Genomic DNA, 17,829 nt, shown 5'->3' with positions numbered 1-17,829 from the left:
GCGGATGAAGTCGAAGCGGATGTGGGTGTCGATCAGCCGGAGCAGGTGATCACGCGGAACCAGCTGGTCCAGCGTCACCATTTCCAGTTCGGTCTGAGCGGAGGCGGCGGCAGGCTTGAGCATGCCGTTATTATAAAAAAACGAAGCCCCCGACGGGCGGGGGCTTGGGGCTTTGTCAGCAGTCTGAAACGGGCGCCAGCAGCGCCCGTTTTTCGTGCGGCGAGCAAAAAGCTCAGGTCGCCGGGCCGCGCACTTGTGCCGCGAGCTTTTGCTGGGCCGCAGCACTCTCAAGCCAGCGCTTGACCCGCTGGGCATCCGCCACCCGGGTGAAGCGCCCGAGAGAATCAAGCAGGACGATGATCATCGGCTTGTTGAGCAACCAGGCCTGCATTACCAGGCACTTGCCAGATTCGTTGATGAAACCGGTTTTGGAAACACCGATCTGCCAGTCGGGGCTACTCACCAACGCATTGGTATTGTTGAACTGACGCGGACGGCCGTTGAGATAAACCACATAGTTGGCAGTGGTGGAGAACTCACGGATCAGCGGGTAACGGGAGGCCGCGGAGACCATCTTGACCAGGTCGCGGGCGCTCGACACGTTGGCCGAATTGAGGCCGGTGCTGTCGGAGAAGCGCGTATCGCGCAGCCCCAGGGATGCTGCCTTGCGGTTCATGGCCTGAATGAAGGCATGAGTACCCCCCGGATAGGTGCGAGCCAACGCGGCCGAAGCCCGGTTCTCGGACGACATCAGGGCAAGGCGCAGCATGTCCTCCCGGGCCAGCTCGGTACCGACCGGCACGTGGGAGCTGCTACCACGGAGGGTGTCCACATCTTCATGCGCAATCGTGATGAGATCCCCGAGACCGAGCCGAGCATCCAGCACCACCATTGCCGTCATCAGCTTGGTGATGGAAGCAATGGGCAGCACGGCGTCAGAGTTCTTTTCGAGGATCACGTTGCCGGTGGCCTGGTCGGCAATCATGAAGGCAGCAGAGTGGAGAAGCGGATTGCCGTCGTTATCCACCTCGGAGCTCACGGCCGGCACGGCGCGGAACGCGGCAGGCGCTGCGGCCAGATGCTGACGCCCCTTGACGGCAGCCAGCCGGCCACCCTCTCGGGACTTGGCCTGCCTGCCCGCCTTCTCCGGCGCCGCCTTGGCCACCCGCGTCGATTTCTCGGCCTTGGCAACGGAAACCTTCTTGGTGGCGAGCTTGGCGACGGGAGCCTTCTTGGCAGCACCACGCTGCGCAGCAGCATGGGCACTGCCCGCGGCCACGGAAGCCAGGGCAAAAACGCTCAATACGGCCAGTACGGTATTACGGATTTTCATGGTCTTAAAACTGGATCGTGAGCCGGAAGCAGGGTGCTTCCGAAATTGCAAATTCGTCAGGGCTACGGTTCCGCTCCGGCTGCGTCGCCTCGACTCAGGATCGAGCGGAAACCGGAAATCCCTGATCTGTGTTCAAAGCCTGCCTGTTCTTAACGGCAGACTTCTATTCAAAATAATGGGTTATTTTAAATATCTGAAGTTTTTTGTGAATGATTTTTTTGCGACTTTTACATCTTTGATGCCACCCTGCCCCAGGGGCCTGGCGCTCAGGGGCTCTCCACACGCAGAAAGCGGGCAAGCTCACCTCGGCGGCTCATGGCATCCCGATAGCCCAGCTCCATCAGCGAGCGGGTATAGGCCCGCTCGAAAAGCAGGTAGGAAAGCAGCACCGATCCGTTCTTGCGCGTTGCACCAACGCCGCGCAGGACGAGCCTCAGGGCCCGGGGCAGCGCTGCGCGATGGCGGGTCGCAAGATAGTCGAGTCGCTGGGATGGCGCAATCACCAGCGTCTCGATCGGCTTCAGGGGAATCCCGCTGGCGAGCCGCTGCTCGGGCGTGAATGCTCCCACCGTAGCGTTGATCCGCTCCAGCCGCTCCAGATCCATCGCCAGGCCATCGAGAAAGATGCTGGACAGGGCATGACCGGCCACCTGGGCTGGCGAGGGATAGGCGTCGGTGCGCTGACGCGCCTCTTCCGAGCGGCGCCCCCCAGCAATAACCAGAATGCGGTCGGCCCCCAGGTGAATGGCCGGGCTGATGGGGGCAAGCTGACGCATGGAGCCATCGCCGAAATACTCGCGGTTGATCCGCACCGCCGGAAACACAAAGGGAATAGCGCTGGAGGCCAGCAGATGCTCGACCTTCAGCTGGGTGCGCATGCCGATGCGCTGGGCACGCCGCCACGGCTGCAGGTCTTCACTACCCTGAAAAAAGGCCAGGCTCTCACCCGAGGTATAGCCCGAGGCGGTGATGGAAATTGCCTGCAGATGCCCTGCGGCAATGGCCTGATCGATGGCACCGAAGTCGAGCTGGGCCTCCAGCAGGGCGCGCAGGGGCGAGTTGTCGAGCAAGGAACGGGGCGACTGATGGATCAGCCAGCCCAGGAAAATGGCTGACCCCCAGCGCATCACCGATTCGGCAATGGCCAGGGTATCGGCACGATAGACATGATCGACCCGGAAATTGCGCCAGATGTAGGCCAGCTTGCGCACGGCCTCGTCGAAGTTGGCCGAGAACACCGCCAGGGCCACCGCATTGACAGCCCCCGCCGAGGTTCCGCACAGGATGGGAAAGGGGTTGCCGGGGCGCCTGCCCCAGACATCCCGGATGGCGATGAGGACGCCGACCTGATAGGCCGCCCGCGCCCCACCCCCTGTCAGAACCAGCGCCGCCCTGCCCTCACCCATGCCACCCCTCCGTGATGTAATTCACGGAGTTTAACGGCAGCAGGATGGAAGGGCTGAGGGTCTGACGATCAGCGGCCGGCTTCGACCACCGTCAGCGCCGTCATGTTGATGATCCGCCTCACCGTGGCGGTAGGCGTCAGGATGTGCACCGGCTTGGCCGAGCCGAGCAGGATGGGGCCAATGGTCATGCCTTCGCCAGCCGCCGTCTTGAGGAGGTTGAAGGCAATATTGGCGGCATCCAGGGTCGGGAAGATCAGCAGATTGGCATCGTCCTTCATCTTGGCATTGGGGAAGATCTGCTTGCGGATGTCCGCGTCCAGCGCCGCATCGCCGTGCATCTCGCCTTCAACGTTCAGATCCGGGTGTTCGGCATGGAGCATCACCAAGGCCTTGCGCATCTTTTCGGCCGTCGGAGAGTTGTCGGTACCGAAGCTGGAATGGGACAGCAGGGCAATGCGCGGCTGGATACCGAAACGCCGCACCTCGTCCGCCGCCAGCCGGGTCATCTCGACCACCTGCTCAGGGGTCGGATCGTAGTTCACATAGGTATCACACAGGAAAACCGTGCGGCCTGGCAGGGACAACAGGTTCATGGTGTAGAAGTTGCGCACGCCCCTCTGACGCCCCAGCACCGTTTCGATGAACTTCAAGTGCAGGCCGTGCATGCCATAGGTGCCGCAGATCATGCCGTCACCGTAGCCGAACTTGAGCAGCAGTGAGCCCAGCAACGTGGCCCGGCGCCGGACTTCACGCTTGGCGTAGTCCACCGACACGCCCTTGCGCTCCATCAGCGAATGGTAGTGGCTCCACAACTGGTCATAGCGCGGATCGGAATCCGGATTGACCATCTCGTAGTCGAGCTCGGGGCGCAGACGCAGGCCGAAACGCTCTACGTTGGCGGCCACCACGTCGGGACGGCCGATCAGGATGGGGCGGCACAGGCCTTCGTCCACCACCGTCTGCACGGCACGCAGGACACGCTCGGCTTCACCCTCCGAAAAGATGATGCGCTTGGGCGCCCGCTTGGCCGCCTGGAACACCGGCTTCATGACCAGGCCGGACTGCCACACGAAGTTGTTGAGCTGCTGCCGGTAGGCCTCGAAATCGGTGATCGGCCGGGTCGCCACACCAGACTCCATGGCCGCGCGGGCCACTTCCGGGGCAATCTTGACGATCAGGCGGGGATCGAAGGGCTTGGGAATGATGTATTCGGGCCCGAAGCCGCTAACCTTCTCCCCATAAGCTGCGGCAACGATGTCGGAAGCCTCGGCGCGGGCCAGCTCGGCGATCGCCTTCACGGCCGCCAGCTTCATCTCGTCGGTGATGGTGGTGGCCCCCACGTCCAACGCACCACGGAAAATGAAGGGGAAGCACAGCACGTTGTTGACCTGGTTCGGGTAATCCGAACGACCGGTGGCCATCAGGGCGTCGTCGCGCACCTTCTTGACCTCCTCCGGCAGGATCTCGGGAGTCGGGTTGGCCAAGGCCATGATGAGGGGCCGGGAGGCCATCTTCGCCACCATCTCGGGCTTCATCACGCCACCTGCCGACAGGCCCAGAAAAACGTCGGCACCCTCAATGATCTCGCTCAGCTTGCGTGCTTCGGTCTTCTTGGCATAACGGGCCTTGATCGGGTCCATCAGGGTCGTCCGCCCCTCATAGACCACGCCCTCGATGTCGGTCACCCAGATGTTTGCCACCGGCACGCCCAGCATCACCAACAGGTCAAGGCAGGCCAGGGCCGCCGCACCGGCACCAGACGTCACCACTTTGACGGTGCTCAGGTCTTTGCCCAGCAGATGCAGACCATTCAGGATGGCCGCCCCCACCACGATGGCGGTGCCGTGCTGATCGTCATGGAAAACCGGGATCTTCATCCGCTCGCGCAGCTTGCTTTCGATGTAGAAGCACTCTGGCGCCTTGATGTCTTCGAGATTGATGCCACCGAAGGTCGGCTCCAGGGCGGCGATCATGTCGATCAGCTTGTCCGCGTCCGGCTCGTCGATCTCAAGGTCGAACACATCGATGCCGGCAAACTTCTTGAACAACACCCCCTTGCCTTCCATCACCGGCTTGGCCGCCAGCGGCCCGATGTTGCCCAGGCCCAGCACCGCCGTACCGTTGGTAACGACCCCGATCAGGTTGCTGCGCGAGGTGAGGCTGGCCGCCTCGGCCGGGTCCTCGACAATCGCGTCACAGGCCGCAGCCACCCCAGGGGAATAGGCCAGCGAAAGATCCTGCTGGTTGGTCAGCGCCTTGGTCGGCGCGATCGAGATTTTCCCGGGCTTGGGCAGGCGGTGATACTCGAGTGCGGCCTGGCGAATCTGCTCATCCATTGTGTTGTCCCTCTCCGTTAGGTGTGTACGTGTCCAGCCATCATCCGGCCAAACGGCATTTACGACAATTCGTGACATCCACAGCATCGGGCCTTGACGGTCGGGTGACTCGAAGGTCTGAGCCGTGGCATAATTACAGGCTAGCTCTTTCGGGGTTTGCCCCGATTGACTCCAATAATACGCGCCGCGCCCTGGTGGCCCAAAGACGCGACTGCCCAGCCGGCAGGACTCCCAAGCCGGCAACACGAAACAACGCATCCGTAACGTCCTGGAGAATCGTCAGATGTCTCAAAGCATTGCCGAAGCCGCCATTGCTGCCGCGCCCGCCTACGTCAAAAACCAGAAACTGAAGCAGTGGGTTGGCGAAATCGCCGCCCTGTGCGAACCCGAGCGTGTTGTCTGGTGTGATGGCTCGCAAGAAGAATACGACCGCCTGTGCGCTGAAATGGTCGAAGCCGGGATGCTGATCAAGCTCAACCCGGAAAAGCGCAAGAACTCCTACCTCGCCTGTTCCGACCCCTCCGACGTGGCCCGGGTCGAAGACCGCACCTTCATCTGCTCCGCCAACAAGGACGACGCCGGCCCCACCAACAACTGGGAAGATCCGGCCAAGATGCGCAAGACCCTGAACGAACTGTTCAAGGGCTGCATGCATGGCCGCACGATGTACGTGATCCCGTTCTCCATGGGCCCCCTCGGCTCTCCCATCGCCCACATCGGCGTGGAGATCTCCGACAGCCCCTACGTGGTCACCAACATGCGCACCATGACCCGCATGGGCAAGGCCGTGTATGACGTGCTGGGAGCCGACGGCGAGTTCGTTCCCTGCGTGCACACCGTGGGCGCCCCCCTCGGCCATGGCGAGAAGGACTCCGCCTGGCCCTGCAACCCCACCACCAAGTACATCGTCCACTACCCCGAAACCCGCGAGATCTGGTCCTACGGCTCCGGCTACGGCGGCAACGCCCTGCTCGGCAAGAAGTGCTTTGCCCTGCGCATCGCCTCCAACATGGCCCGCGACGAAGGCTGGCTGGCCGAACACATGCTGATCCTCGGCGTGGAAAGCCCGCAAGGCGAGAAGACCTACGTCGCCGCCGCCTTCCCCTCCGCCTGTGGCAAGACCAACTTCGCCATGCTGATCCCGCCCAAGTCCTTCGATGGCTGGAAGATCTCCACCGTCGGCGACGACATCGCCTGGATCAAGCCGCGCAAGGAGGCCGACGGCACCACCCGCTTCTACGCCATCAACCCGGAAGCAGGCTTCTTCGGCGTCGCCCCCGGCACCTCCGAAAAGACCAACTACAACGCCCTGGCCACCCTCAAAGAGAACATCATCTTCACCAACGTCGCCCTGACCGACGATGGCGACGTGTGGTGGGAAGGCATGACCAAGGAAGCCCCGGCGCACCTGATCGACTGGCAGGGCAAGGACTGGACGCCGGAACTGGCCAAGGAAACCGGCCGCAAGGCTGCCCACCCGAACTCCCGCTTCACCGCCCCGGCCAGCCAGTGCCCGTCCATCGACCCGGCCTGGGAAGATCCCGCCGGCGTGCCCATCTCCGCCTTCATCTTCGGCGGCCGCCGCGCCACCACCGTGCCGCTGGTGTACCAGGCCTTCAACTGGAACTACGGCGTCTACATGGCCGCCACCCTCGGCTCCGAAACCACCGCTGCCGCCTTCGGCGCCCAGGGCGTGGTCCGTCGCGATCCGTTCGCCATGCTGCCCTTCTGCGGTTACCACATGGGTGACTACTTCAACCACTGGCTGAAGATGGGGCACACCGTCGATCAGGCTCCCGGCATCTTCTGCGTCAACTGGTTCCGCATGAACGAGAAGGGCGAGTTCATGTGGCCCGGTTTCGGTGAAAACATGCGCGTCCTCAAGTGGGTTGTTGATCGCGTGCGCGGCCGTGTCGCCGCCACCGAAAACGCCCTCGGCTGGATGCCCCAGTACGAAGACATCGACTGGACCGGCTCCGACGTGACCAAGGAAGAATTTGACGCCCTGGTGAAGATCGACGCCGAAGCCTGGAAGACCGAGCTGGCCGGCCACAAGGAGTGGTTCGACAAGCTGCAGGACCGTCTGCCCAAGCAGTTCATGCTCAAGCGCGAGCTGTTCGAGCTGTCCCTGACGGCGTAATTTCGCGGCAGCCACCGGCTGCTCCGGAACCGCAAAAAGCGCCGAGTGATCGGCGCTTTTTGTTTTTGACTGACGAGGCCCACCCCATGACCCGCATCGCCCGCCGCATGGCCGACATCCAGCCCTTCCACGTGATGGAAATCCTCAAGCGCGCCCACGAGCTCGCCGCAGCGGGCCGGGACATCATTCACCTGGAAGTGGGCGAGCCCGACTTCCCCAGCCCCGCCCCCATCGTCGAAGCCGGCCAGCGCTTCCTGGCCGGCGGGCACGTGCATTACACCCCCGCCCTGGGGCTCACCGCTCTGCGGGAAGCCCTCTCGCGCTTCTATGCCGACCGCTTTGGCGCCCGCGTCGCCCCGGAGCGCATCATCATCACCCCCGGCGCATCGGGCGCCCTGATGCTCGCCCTGGGCGTACTCACCAACCCCGGCGACGAGTGGCTGCTGCCCGACCCGGGCTACCCCTCCAACCGCCACCTGGTGCGCAGCTTCGAGGGGCGCCCGGTGGCATTGCCGGTGGATGCAAGCACCCGCTTTCAACCCACTCCCGCTCAGCTAGAGGCAGCCTGGCGCCCCAACACCCGCGGTCTGATGGTCGCCTCCCCCGCCAACCCCACCGGCACCCTGCTCAGCCTGGACGAGATCGTCGCCCTCCAGCGCAGCGTGCAGGCCCGAGGTGGCGTGCTGCTGGTGGACGAGATCTACCAGGGCCTGAACTACGGCGTCGACGCCTGTACAGCCCTGTCACGGCTTGACGACGTCTTCGTGGTGAACAGCTTCTCCAAGTATTTCGGCATGACCGGCTGGCGCCTGGGGTGGATGGTGGTGCCCGAGGCCTACGTGCGGGATATCGAGAAACTCGCCCAGCACTTCTTCATCTCCCCCTCCACCCCCGCCCAGCACGCCGCCCTGGCTGCCTTTGCGCCCGCCACCCTGGACATCCTGGAAGAGCGTCGCCACGCCTTTGCCGACCGCCGCAACGCCCTGCTCCCGGCCCTGCGCGATATCGGTTTCCGCTTCGCCACCGAACCCCAGGGCGCCTTCTACCTTTACGCCGACATCTCCGGGCTCGCCGACAGCAGCGAAATCCTCGCCCGCCGTCTCATCGAAGAGGCCGGCGTGGCCACCACCCCCGGCCTGGACTTTGGCGACAACGCCCCCGAACGGCACCTGCGCATTGCCTACACCACCGACGAAGCCCGCCTGCGCGAAGCCGCCGATCGCATTAGCCGGGTTCTCCAGCACCCCTGACACGGGGTGGCATTCAACTCAAGCATCCCCACCGCAAACAACAGACGTAAAAAAACCCGCCACCAAGGCGGGTTCCCTTCTTCCCCCGGTACGTTGCGCGTGTCAGGCGCCAACGAACCGGCTACTGCTGCGGGCCGCCTGGGCCAGCGCAGCCTTCACGGCCATGACCTTGTTCGCATAAGGCGAAGCAGGATCATTGATCGCGCCGTTGTACTGCTGCAGGGCCCGCTCAACGGAACCGGTGGTCCGGATGTACTCCTTGAGCACCAGAGCACCAACGCGGATGTTGGTCTCCGGATCAAACAGGGCAGCCCGATCAGACTTTACGTCCACCTTGTCCGGGTGCCACTTGGGAATGACCTGCATCAGGCCCTGGGCGCCCATGGGGCTCTCGGCGAAGGGATTGAAGCGGGATTCGATGGCCATCACGGCCACCAGCAGGAGCGGATCGACACCCACACTGCGCCCGGTCTGCTGGGCGGAGGCCAGCAGCGGCTCAAGTGCAACAGCGGAAACCTGGTAGCGCTTGGCGATGTAAACCTTGACCCGCTGCAGATCGGGGCTGAGCTTTGCTGTGGCGCTTTCGGACACCTGGAGCACTTCGGGCTCCACATTCTCAACCAACGCTGCAACCGGCGCTTCTTCGGTGAAACTGCCCAGGGAAAGCCCCTGAACACCATGATTCGCGATACGGGACGCGACAAAAAGGGTAACAATCAAACCAGCGACGAGCAGACCGCCGTGGGCAAAGTGAAGCATGAATGAAGCCGCGTGACGTGCGTACTTCGTGATACGAGTTGCGAACATGGGCTCTCCTTTCTGTGGCCACGGCCCATGAGCGCGCACGACGGTCCGCAACCTTGAAAAAGGATGCAGACAGTTCGCTTGTGTCTTCCACACCTCAGAACAGCAGGGGCAGCTTCAACGCGTCAGCAGTTCAGACAGCCGACGGCACTCAAAAACCAGGTCGCCAGGGGTTGATCCAAACACGCTGACGCAACCAGACAGCGTGCCAAAAAATGTGTCGAACCCAGACCTTGGGACGGTCAGTAACCAGAGGGAAGAAGTCTGGTTATGCGGTGGTGTCGACACGGACATGTAACAAAATTTACGCGTGCTGCATTGCACACAGAACGCATTCTATTGATTCGACTCGATTTTGTCAAACCAGGGGGTCCGCAAGCCCTTTCAATTGGATTCCAATAGCATCCCCTGAAAGCCGTGCAGTATGTTGCCCTCCGCGCTCATCCCGGTGCAAACCCAGGCCCTGAGCGGCTTTCCGAAACCCCTCGGCTGCTCCTAGGCAGGGCGCCCCGTGACTGGAAACGGCCAGCGCAGCAATCCGTCGTCCCCGGGCGCGGCGGCCCCTTCCAGCGTCACCAGGCGGGCCACTTGTGCATGGTCGGCAGCGACCAGCAAGGCGCTCAAACGCCCCCAGGAAAACCAGGGGCCGGGATCGGTCTTGCGCCCCGGCGCGATGTCCGAATGCCCGGCGACCCCTGCTATCGGAAACCGCGTGCACAGGTCGGCAAGCAGGCCGGCCAGGGCCTCGTACTGGACCGGTTCGAACGGCAGGGTGTCACACCCCTCCAGCTCGATACCGATGGAAAAATCATTGCAACGCTCACGCCCCCGCCAGGACGACACCCCCGCATGCCAGGCCCGCAACTCAGGCGGCACGAAACACAGGGTCTCACCGGTACGCCGGATGAAGTAGTGGGCCGACACCCGCAGCGTGTGGATCTGGGCGTAATAGGGATGTTCGGCCGGATCGAGGCGGTTGGTGAACAACTGCTCGACACCGGGCCCGCCGAAACGCTCGGGGGGCAGGCTGATGGCGTGGATGACGATGAGCTCGGGCGCCGCACCGTCGGGGCGGGGGTCGAAGTTGGGGGACAGAATAAATTCTATGGAGTCCATGTGCGTAATGGAAAACTGGCGCACTGAATTGAAGGTGGAAACAAAAATCCCTGCCACCTGGGCAGGGATTTTTAGGTTCGCGGGAAGTAAGGCCCCGGCAATCCTCAAGCCTCGTACTCCTGCTCAGTTAGCCTTGCACCAACCCTTACCTGTGCAGTTACCACTATTAGTCCAACGAATGACACCATCGGCCCCCGGAACAGCTGGGGTAAGAGTGGTCGTGGTCGAATCTGAGTTGGCGGCAGATACGCCAGCGATTACGCCAGCGGTAACCGTCAGGGTCGCAGTGTTAGTGGTGGCAGCCGCAAGGTCGGCAGATATCCCATTCTGTCCGCCATTACAGTTAGCAAACGAGTTTTCTTGTGAATAACACAATGCCACTTCACTCTTGCGCTGTTCTGCCAAACCCTGAACTTCAGAGAAACGGCCTTTCTTTACATAGTCCTGATAGCTCGGAACCGCCACGGCCGCCAGAATGCCGATGATCGCGACAACGATCATCAGTTCGATCAGGGTAAAACCGCCTTGAGCTTGCTTTTTCATGATGACATCTCCTGGTGAGAAAGACTGGATCGGGTTTTGGTGCATTTCGGAACAGCGCTTTCGCTTCCGATGAACTCTCTATGGCAACCCCCGTGCCAGCTTTTGAAAAGCACAAAAAAACTAACTAATTTCAATTACTTACAAACAAACCCAGCCACCATGCGGGTGTCGATGCCGGAGTCACGCCAGGGAAAAGTGCCGTATTTCGTCACTCCGCCTGCCAAAATGCGGCAGTCATGCGACATGCACACGCCCGTGGAAACCGGAAGACCCCATCAGCATCGGCACGCACCTCCTGAGCGCCGTTTTGGTGCATTGACACACAGAACGCACAAAACAAGTGCGAATCCACACTTCCCGGTTTCCATCACGCCCTGTTTTGATTGGCTTTTTCCAGACCAAACCCTGGCACGGCACCTGCTTGGTGCCTCGCTTCATTTCCGGAGCCCAAAATGGAGCAAACAAGTCACGCCAGCAATGTCCTCTTCGTCTTGCTGGGCGCCATCATGGTGCTGGCCATGCACGCCGGCTTTGCCTTTCTCGAACTCGGCACCGTCCGCAAGAAGAACCAGGTCAATGCCCTGGTCAAGATCCTGACGGATTTCGGCGTCTCTGCCCTCGCCTACTTCTTCATCGGCTACACCGTGGCCTACGGCGCCCACTTCTTTGCCAGCGCCGAGGTGCTGTCCCAGAAGAGCGGCTACGAGATGGTGAAGTTCTTCTTCCTGCTCACCTTCGCCGCGGCCATTCCGGCCATCATCTCCGGCGGCATCGCCGAGCGGGCGCGCTTCCACCCCCAGAGCATCGCCACCTTCCTGCTGGTGGGCTTTGTGTACCCGTTCTTTGAAGGGATCGCCTGGAACGACAACCTGGGCATCCAGCCCATGCTGGAGGCGGCCTTCGGGGCCAAGTTCCATGACTTTGCCGGCTCGGTGGTGGTGCACGCGGTGGGCGGCTGGATCGCCCTGCCCGCCGTGTTGCTGCTGGGCGCCCGGCGCGGCCGCTACACCAAGGACGGCAACATCTCGGCCCACCCGCCCTCCAACATCCCCTTTCTCGCCCTGGGCGCATGGATCCTCACCGTGGGCTGGTTCGGCTTCAATGTGATGTCGGCCCAGACGCTCGACAAGGTCAGCGGCCTGGTGGCGCTCAACTCCCTGATGGCCATGGTCGGCGGCACCATGGCGGCGATGGTGCTGGGCAAGAACGACCCGGGCTTCATCCATAACGGCCCCCTGGCCGGCCTGGTGGCGGTGTGCGCGGGCTCCGACCTGATGCACCCCATCGGTGCGCTGGTCACCGGCCTGGTGGCGGGCGGCCTGTTCGTCCAGCTATTCACCCTCACCCAGAACCGCTGGAAGATCGACGACGTGCTGGGCGTGTGGCCCCTGCACGGTCTGTGCGGCGCCTGGGGTGGCATCGCTGCCGGTATCTTCGGCGCCAAGGCGCTGGGCGGCATGGGCGGCGTCAGCCTGGCATCCCAGTTCATCGGCACGCTAGGGGGCATCATCATCGCGCTGGCAGGGGGCTATGCAGTATATGGCGTGCTGCGCGCCACCGTCGGCATCCGTCTGGATGCGGAGGAGGAGTTCGAAGGCGCCGACCTGACCATCCACAAGATCAGCTCGACGTCGGATCGGGAAACCCACTGGTAAGCACCTGAGCCCCGGTTGGGGCCCCTCGATTTACCCGCGCCCCATGGCTGTATAAAATGACAGCAAAGGAGCGCCCATGCACCCGTCAGCCCAACTCCAGCAGCCCACCATCCAGGGGCTGCCCGCCTACCTCGAAACCCTCAACGACGCCCAGCGAGCCGCCGCCCTCCATGGCAGCGGCGCCGGAGCGGACGACGGCCCGCTGCTGGTGATTGCCGGTGCGGGCTCCGGCAAGACCAACACCCTGGCCCACCGGGTCGCCCACCTCCTGGCGGGTGGCGCCGACCCCGGACGCATCCTGCTTCTCACCTTCTCCCGCCGGGCGGCAGACGAGATGGTGCGCCGGGTGCAGCATGTTGCGGCCCGTGTCTCCCCTGCCCATGGGCGCCTGGCAGCCGGGGGCTTTGCCTGGGCCGGCACCTTTCACAGTGTGGGTGCCCGCCTGCTGCGGGAGTTTGCCGGGCGCATCAGCCTCGACCCGGCCTTCACCATCCACGACCGGGAAGACTCCGCCGACCTGATGAACCTGGTCCGTCACGAGCTGGGACTGTCAGCCAAGGGCAAGCGCTTCCCCCTCAAGGGCACCTGCCTGGCCATCTACTCGGCAGTGGTCAACACCCAGGCGCCGCTGAGCGAGGTACTGCTGGGCAGCTTTCCTTGGTGCGCGGGCTGGGAGGGCGACCTCAAGGCCCTGTTCCGCGCCTATGTGCAGGCCAAACAGACCCAGCAGGTGCTCGACTACGACGACCTGCTCCTCTACTGGGCCCAGATGGTGGCCGAGCCCGGACTGGCCCGGGAGGTGGGCGGCCGCTTCTCCCATGTGCTGGTGGATGAATACCAGGACACCAACCGCCTGCAGGCGGCCATCCTGCTGGCCATGAAGCCCGACGGCCAGGGCCTCACCGTGGTGGGCGACGACGCCCAGAGCATCTACAGCTTTCGCGGTGCGGACATCCGCAACATCTTCGACTTTCCAGGGCAGTTCGATCCACCCGCCCGGCAAATCACCCTGGACCGCAACTACCGCTCCACCCAGCCCATCCTGGCCGCCGCCAACGCCATCATCGACCAGGCCCGCGAGCGCTATTGCAAGAACTTATGGACCGACCGGGTCTCCGCCGCCCGCCCGCGCCTGGTGAGCATCCGCGACGAAGCCGACCAGGCCTGCTGCGTGGTCGAACAAGTCCTCGCTCGCCGGGAGGAAGGGCTCAAGCTCAAGCAGCAGGCGGTGCTGTTCCGTGCCGCGCAGCACAGCGCCCGGCTGGAGATCGAACTGACACGGCGCCACATCCCCTTCGTGAAGTTCGGCGGACTCAAGTTTCTCGAGGCCGCCCACGTCAAGGACCTGCTGGCCGTGCTGCGTTGGGCCCAGAACCCCCGCGACCGGGTTTCCGGCTTTCGCGCCATCCAGCTGCTGCCGGGCGTCGGCCCGAAAATCGCCGGGCGCATCCTCGACAACGTCCAGGCTGCGCCCCCCGGCTGCACCCTGCTCCCCGAACAGCCGGTCCCCGACGCAGCCCGCCCGGGCTGGATCGAATTCGCCGGCATGGTCGAGCAGCTGGCCGCAGCCACCACCTGGCCGGCCCCCCTCGAACACATCGCCAGCTGGTACGAAACCCGTATGGAGAGCCTCTACGAGGACCACGAGGTGCGCAAGGCCGACATCCAGCAGCTCACCCGCATCGCCGCCACCTACCCCAGCCGCGAGCGCTTTCTCACCGAGCTCACCCTCGACCCGCCCGACGCCACCAGCGACGAATCCGGCAAGCCCCTGCTCGACGAGGACTACCTCATCCTGTCCACCATCCACTCGGCCAAGGGTCGGGAATGGCCTGCGGTGAGCATCCTCAATACGGTGGACGGCTGCCTCCCCTCCGATCTTGCCACCGGCAGCGAACGGGAGATCGAGGAAGAAATGCGCCTGCTCTACGTGGCCATGACCCGCGCCCGGGACCACCTGGACCTGCTGATCCCCCAACGCTTCTACGTCTCGGGCCAGTCCGGCAGCGGCGACCGCCATGTCTACGCCAGCCGCAGCCGCTTCATCCCCAACCGTCTGCTCAACCACTTCGAGCAGATCAGCTGGCCCGAAGCCGAGATCCAGACCGTCGCCCGGGATGAAACCCGGCAGGCCGCGGTGGATCTGGCTGCGAAGATGCGAGCGATGTGGGATTGAAGAACCCGGCTCAAGACCCTGTGCCTGACGACCCAAGCCCCCTCGTGGCTCATCATGGCGATACGATGATCCCGACCTGACCCTCAGACCGACAGCCCCATGCCTCCCCGTACATCGCCTTCGAACCGTCTCCTCGTCATTGCCGGGCTCATCCTTGCCGGCCTGCTGACCCTCTCCGGCTGGCAACCCCACGACCGGGCCACCTGGCTGATGGAAGTGGCGCCAGTGATGATCGCCCTGCCGGTGCTGGTGGCAACGCGGCAGCGTTTCCCGCTCACATCGCTGCTCTACGCCTGCATCTTTGTCCATGCCCTGGTGCTGATGCTGGGCGGGGCCTACACCTATACGCGGGTGCCCCTGGGCTTCCAGTTGCAGGATCTGCTGCACCTGAGCCGCAATCCCTACGACAAGATCGGCCACTTCGCCCAAGGCTTCGTGCCGGCGCTGGTCACGCGGGAGATCCTGCTGCGGGGCGGCCATGTCCGGGGCCGCAAAATGCTGGCCTTCCTGACGATATGCGTGGTCCTGGCGATCAGCGCCACTTACGAGTTCATCGAATGGGGCGCAGCCCTGGCCCTCGGCCAGGGTGCCGACGAATTCCTGGGTACCCAGGGCGATCCCTGGGATACCCAGTCGGATATGTTCTTCGCGCTGATTGGCGCAGTCACGGCACTCACTGTCTTTGGACGCCTTCACGACCGACAGCTTCGCTGACGTCCCCGGCCTATTTTCTGTGGGGTCGAACGAATTCGACACCGCAGGGCCCCTGCAAGACCCCCTCCCCGCAGGACACCCGCACCTAGCCCTTGGCTCTGGCCCTATCAGCCTTGCTGTAATTGCTGAAATGCCCTTCCTTCGCCGCCTGCTTGCGGGCGCTGGCGATGATGCCGGCGGACTTGCCGGGAGCAGCGGGCATGGACACCAGTTTTTCGACTTGCGCGGCACCACAGTGAGGGCAGGCCGGGAGGGCGTCGGCGCGGACGATGCGCTCGAAGATGCGGTCGCAGGACAGGCAGTGGAAATCGTAGATGGGCATGGGACGCTTCCGGCGGGCGGTGGAGTCGGTTCGCCCCCGGCCGGCGGGGGCGGAGAAGACGGGTCAGAACCTGACCAGCACATCCTCGTTGCGGGCGATGAACTGGCAGGCCAGCCGGTACGGGGGCGGCAGATCCTTCTCCTCGGCGTCGGCGATCTGCTCCTTGGTGATCTTGCCGGCCAGGCGCAGTGCCACCTTTTCCTTTTCGGTCAGGGCGATGCCCATCGGGGTCTTGTTCGAGAGGATCTGCACCTCGACGCAACAGGAGCCGCACTCGCCGTTCTCGCATTCGAAATCGACGGGGATCTTGTTGTTCTGGGCGATCAGCAACAGGGTGTGGGTATCACCGGCGGTAGCGTAGACGGTGACGTCCTTCTTCATCTTGGGCGAGCTGAAAGTGATGTTGGCCATGATGGCTTTGCCTTTGTCGAAAGTAAAAAAGGGAGGCCCGGAGGCCTCCCCTTCCGCGGTGCTCAGCGGATGATGTCGTAGGAGTAGTCGGTAGTCCCGATGCCATTTGTATTGGCGTCGAGGGCCTCGAAGTACTCGTCGAGCAGCATGGTCAGGACGCGCAGGCCGCCCTGATAGCCCCAGATGGGGAAGCGGTGGTAGTGGTGGCGATCGAAGATCGGAAAGCCCAGGCGGATCAGCGGGGTGCCACAGTCTCGCTCCAGATACTTGCCGTAGGTGTTGCCGATCAGGAAATCCACCTTCTCCGTGAAGAGCAGGGAACGCATGTGCCACAGGTCGGCCTTGGGGTAGGCCTTGCAGTTCTTGCCGAAGGGGCTGGCGTCCAGCAGCGCCTGCACCTTGCCAGCCCACTCGTTGTCGCCGTTGGTGGAGAGCACATGCACCGGCTCGGCACCGAGTTCCAGCAGGAAGGCGGTCATGCCCAGCATGAGGTCCGGGTCGCCGTAGAGGGCGAACCTCTTGCCGTGCAGGTGGGCCTGGCTGTCGGCGATGGCATCCACCAGGCGGCCGCGCTCCTTCTCCAGCTCGGCCGGGATCGGCTTGCCGGTGAGTTCCGAGACCTTCATCAGGAAAGCGTCGGTGCCGGTCACGCCCATCGGGTGATGGAAGCTGGTCGTGTCATGGCCATGCTCCTTGATCAGCTTCATGGTCTTCTCGGTGGAGTAGCCCTGGAAGCTGATGGTGGCCTTGGCGTTGATCGCGGCTTCAACCTGGGCCTTGGTGGTGCCACCGTCGTACATGCGGAACTCGCCGTCGGTGGGGGTGTTCCACACGTCGGACGGGTCGCACAGGATGGTGTGCTCGACGCCCATCAGGTCGAGCATGCGGCGGATTTCCGGCAGGTTGCCGCACACGAAGCCGTCGAAACCGCCGATAAAGTTGATGGACTCGTTGGGGATACGGGTCAGGGCCGTGCCCTGGCCGGCCTTGCCGTCCCAGAAGTACTTGATGATGCCCTGCAGGGCGTTGTCGTAGCCGGTGATGTGGCTGCCGACGAAGGCCGGGGTGTGGGCAAAGGGCACATCGAACTCGGCCGGGATGGAGCCCTTCTGCTTTGAGGTCTTGATGAAGGCGTCCAGGTCATCGCCGATCACCTCGGCCATGCAGGTAGTGGACACGGCGATCATCTCGGGCTTGTACAGGTTGTAGGTGTTGGCCAGGCCGTCGATCATGTTGTTGAGGCCGCCGAACACCGCCGCATCCTCGGTCATGGAGGAGCTGACGCAGGAGGTCGGTTCCTTGAAGTGACGGGAGAAGTGGGAGCGGTAGTAGGCGACGCAGCCCTGGGAGCCATGCACGAAGGGCAGGGTCTTCTCGAAGCCGACGGCGGCAAACACGGCGCCCAGCGGCTGACAGGCCTTGGCAGGGTTGACCGTCAGGGCTTCGCGGGCGAAGTTCTTTTCCCGGTATTCCCAGGTCTTGGCGTATTCGATCTGCTTGGCGAGCTCTTCGGCAGGCACGCGGAACTCGAACTGGCTCCGCTTGTTGTCGAACATTGCCTTGTATTCCGGCTCGCGGAACAGGTTTTCGTGGTCGAGGACCTTTTCAACATTTTGGGGCATG

14 protein-coding genes are annotated in these 17,829 nt (G+C 63.4%); 5 read left to right on the top strand and 9 right to left on the bottom strand.

What is annotated here, in order from left to right; genetic code table 11:
* Positions 1-232: 232 nt before the first annotated feature.
* The 3 genes from pbpG to PHI64_RS11685 form a co-directional block, all read right to left on the bottom strand.
* The gene (gene pbpG, locus PHI64_RS11695) at positions 233-1,333 is read right to left on the bottom strand and encodes a D-alanyl-D-alanine endopeptidase (RefSeq protein ID WP_299882827.1); all 1,101 of its coding nucleotides are present in this window, start codon (positions 1,331-1,333) and stop codon (positions 233-235) included.
* 266 nt (positions 1,334-1,599) lie between these two features.
* Positions 1,600-2,739 (bottom strand): patatin-like phospholipase family protein, encoded by a 1,140-nt coding sequence (locus PHI64_RS11690; protein ID WP_299882825.1) that lies wholly within the window; start codon positions 2,737-2,739, stop codon positions 1,600-1,602.
* A gap of 68 nt (positions 2,740-2,807) precedes the next feature.
* Complete coding sequence (locus tag PHI64_RS11685) at positions 2,808-5,075, bottom strand: NADP-dependent malic enzyme (protein WP_299882823.1); 2,268 nt, start codon at positions 5,073-5,075, stop codon at positions 2,808-2,810.
* Between the two features lie 283 nt (positions 5,076-5,358).
* Here PHI64_RS11685 and PHI64_RS11680 point away from each other — a divergent pair, with 283 nt between their 5' ends.
* Positions 5,359-7,215, top strand: coding sequence for a phosphoenolpyruvate carboxykinase (GTP) (locus tag PHI64_RS11680; protein WP_299882821.1), 1,857 nt, complete (start codon positions 5,359-5,361; stop codon positions 7,213-7,215).
* 86 nt (positions 7,216-7,301) lie between these two features.
* Entirely contained in the window at positions 7,302-8,465 is a 1,164-nt protein-coding gene (locus PHI64_RS11675; protein ID WP_299882819.1) for a pyridoxal phosphate-dependent aminotransferase, read from the top strand.
* A gap of 102 nt (positions 8,466-8,567) precedes the next feature.
* Here PHI64_RS11675 and PHI64_RS11670 read toward each other — a convergent pair whose 3' ends face one another.
* From PHI64_RS11670 to PHI64_RS11660, 3 genes are all read right to left on the bottom strand, one after another.
* Positions 8,568-9,272, bottom strand: a complete 705-nt coding sequence (locus PHI64_RS11670; protein WP_299882817.1) for a lytic transglycosylase domain-containing protein — start codon at positions 9,270-9,272, stop codon at positions 8,568-8,570.
* 492 nt (positions 9,273-9,764) lie between these two features.
* Complete coding sequence (gene ampD / locus PHI64_RS11665) at positions 9,765-10,385, bottom strand: 1,6-anhydro-N-acetylmuramyl-L-alanine amidase AmpD (RefSeq protein ID WP_299882815.1); 621 nt, start codon at positions 10,383-10,385, stop codon at positions 9,765-9,767.
* 123 nt (positions 10,386-10,508) lie between these two features.
* The gene (locus tag PHI64_RS11660) at positions 10,509-10,928 is read right to left on the bottom strand and encodes a prepilin-type N-terminal cleavage/methylation domain-containing protein (RefSeq protein ID WP_299882813.1); all 420 of its coding nucleotides are present in this window, start codon (positions 10,926-10,928) and stop codon (positions 10,509-10,511) included.
* Between the two features lie 452 nt (positions 10,929-11,380).
* Between PHI64_RS11660 and PHI64_RS11655 the strand changes: the two genes are divergently transcribed.
* From PHI64_RS11655 to PHI64_RS11645, 3 genes are all read left to right on the top strand, one after another.
* Positions 11,381-12,583, top strand: a complete 1,203-nt coding sequence (locus tag PHI64_RS11655; protein WP_299882811.1) for an ammonium transporter — start codon at positions 11,381-11,383, stop codon at positions 12,581-12,583.
* A 76-nt stretch (positions 12,584-12,659) separates the two neighbouring features.
* Positions 12,660-14,759 (top strand): ATP-dependent helicase, encoded by a 2,100-nt coding sequence (locus tag PHI64_RS11650; protein ID WP_299882809.1) that lies wholly within the window; start codon positions 12,660-12,662, stop codon positions 14,757-14,759.
* A gap of 99 nt (positions 14,760-14,858) precedes the next feature.
* Complete coding sequence (locus tag PHI64_RS11645) at positions 14,859-15,473, top strand: DUF2238 domain-containing protein (protein ID WP_299882807.1); 615 nt, start codon at positions 14,859-14,861, stop codon at positions 15,471-15,473.
* Between the two features lie 85 nt (positions 15,474-15,558).
* Here the strand turns inward: PHI64_RS11645 and PHI64_RS11640 are convergent, their stop codons facing one another.
* The 3 genes from PHI64_RS11640 to nifK all read right to left on the bottom strand — a co-directional run bounded on the left by PHI64_RS11640 (position 15,559) and on the right by nifK (position 17,828).
* Complete coding sequence (locus tag PHI64_RS11640) at positions 15,559-15,795, bottom strand: zinc ribbon domain-containing protein (RefSeq protein ID WP_299882805.1); 237 nt, start codon at positions 15,793-15,795, stop codon at positions 15,559-15,561.
* A gap of 63 nt (positions 15,796-15,858) precedes the next feature.
* Positions 15,859-16,206, bottom strand: coding sequence for a 2Fe-2S iron-sulfur cluster-binding protein (locus tag PHI64_RS11635; RefSeq protein ID WP_299882803.1), 348 nt, complete (start codon positions 16,204-16,206; stop codon positions 15,859-15,861).
* 62 nt (positions 16,207-16,268) lie between these two features.
* On the bottom strand, positions 16,269-17,828 hold the full coding sequence (gene nifK, locus PHI64_RS11630; protein ID WP_299882801.1) for a nitrogenase molybdenum-iron protein subunit beta: 1,560 nt from the start codon (positions 17,826-17,828) through the stop codon (positions 16,269-16,271).
* Position 17,829 lies beyond the last annotated feature (1 nt).

Origin of the sequence: Zoogloea sp., from assembly GCF_028689785.1 — a bacterium.
Classification (GTDB): Bacteria; Pseudomonadota; Gammaproteobacteria; order Burkholderiales; family Rhodocyclaceae; genus Zoogloea.
This window is presented reverse-complemented; position numbering and strand designations above follow the sequence as displayed.

What these genes read in the sequence shown, in the direction of transcription:
- ampD (WP_299882815.1), bottom strand. Translation starts at nt 10,385, where the DNA reads ATGGACTCCATAGAATTTATTCTGTCCCCCAACTTCGACCCCCGCCCC.
- PHI64_RS11635 (WP_299882803.1), bottom strand. Translation starts at nt 16,206, where the DNA reads ATGGCCAACATCACTTTCAGCTCGCCCAAGATGAAGAAGGACGTCACC.
- PHI64_RS11645 (WP_299882807.1), top strand. Translation starts at nt 14,859, where the DNA reads ATGCCTCCCCGTACATCGCCTTCGAACCGTCTCCTCGTCATTGCCGGG.
- PHI64_RS11690 (WP_299882825.1), bottom strand. Translation starts at nt 2,739, where the DNA reads ATGGGTGAGGGCAGGGCGGCGCTGGTTCTGACAGGGGGTGGGGCGCGG.
- PHI64_RS11670 (WP_299882817.1), bottom strand. Translation starts at nt 9,272, where the DNA reads ATGTTCGCAACTCGTATCACGAAGTACGCACGTCACGCGGCTTCATTC.
- PHI64_RS11675 (WP_299882819.1), top strand. Translation starts at nt 7,302, where the DNA reads ATGACCCGCATCGCCCGCCGCATGGCCGACATCCAGCCCTTCCACGTG.
- PHI64_RS11685 (WP_299882823.1), bottom strand. Translation starts at nt 5,075, where the DNA reads ATGGATGAGCAGATTCGCCAGGCCGCACTCGAGTATCACCGCCTGCCC.
- PHI64_RS11655 (WP_299882811.1), top strand. Translation starts at nt 11,381, where the DNA reads ATGGAGCAAACAAGTCACGCCAGCAATGTCCTCTTCGTCTTGCTGGGC.
- PHI64_RS11680 (WP_299882821.1), top strand. Translation starts at nt 5,359, where the DNA reads ATGTCTCAAAGCATTGCCGAAGCCGCCATTGCTGCCGCGCCCGCCTAC.
- PHI64_RS11650 (WP_299882809.1), top strand. Translation starts at nt 12,660, where the DNA reads ATGCACCCGTCAGCCCAACTCCAGCAGCCCACCATCCAGGGGCTGCCC.
- pbpG (WP_299882827.1), bottom strand. Translation starts at nt 1,333, where the DNA reads ATGAAAATCCGTAATACCGTACTGGCCGTATTGAGCGTTTTTGCCCTG.
- PHI64_RS11640 (WP_299882805.1), bottom strand. Translation starts at nt 15,795, where the DNA reads ATGCCCATCTACGATTTCCACTGCCTGTCCTGCGACCGCATCTTCGAG.
- nifK (WP_299882801.1), bottom strand. Translation starts at nt 17,828, where the DNA reads ATGCCCCAAAATGTTGAAAAGGTCCTCGACCACGAAAACCTGTTCCGC.
- PHI64_RS11660 (WP_299882813.1), bottom strand. Translation starts at nt 10,928, where the DNA reads ATGAAAAAGCAAGCTCAAGGCGGTTTTACCCTGATCGAACTGATGATC.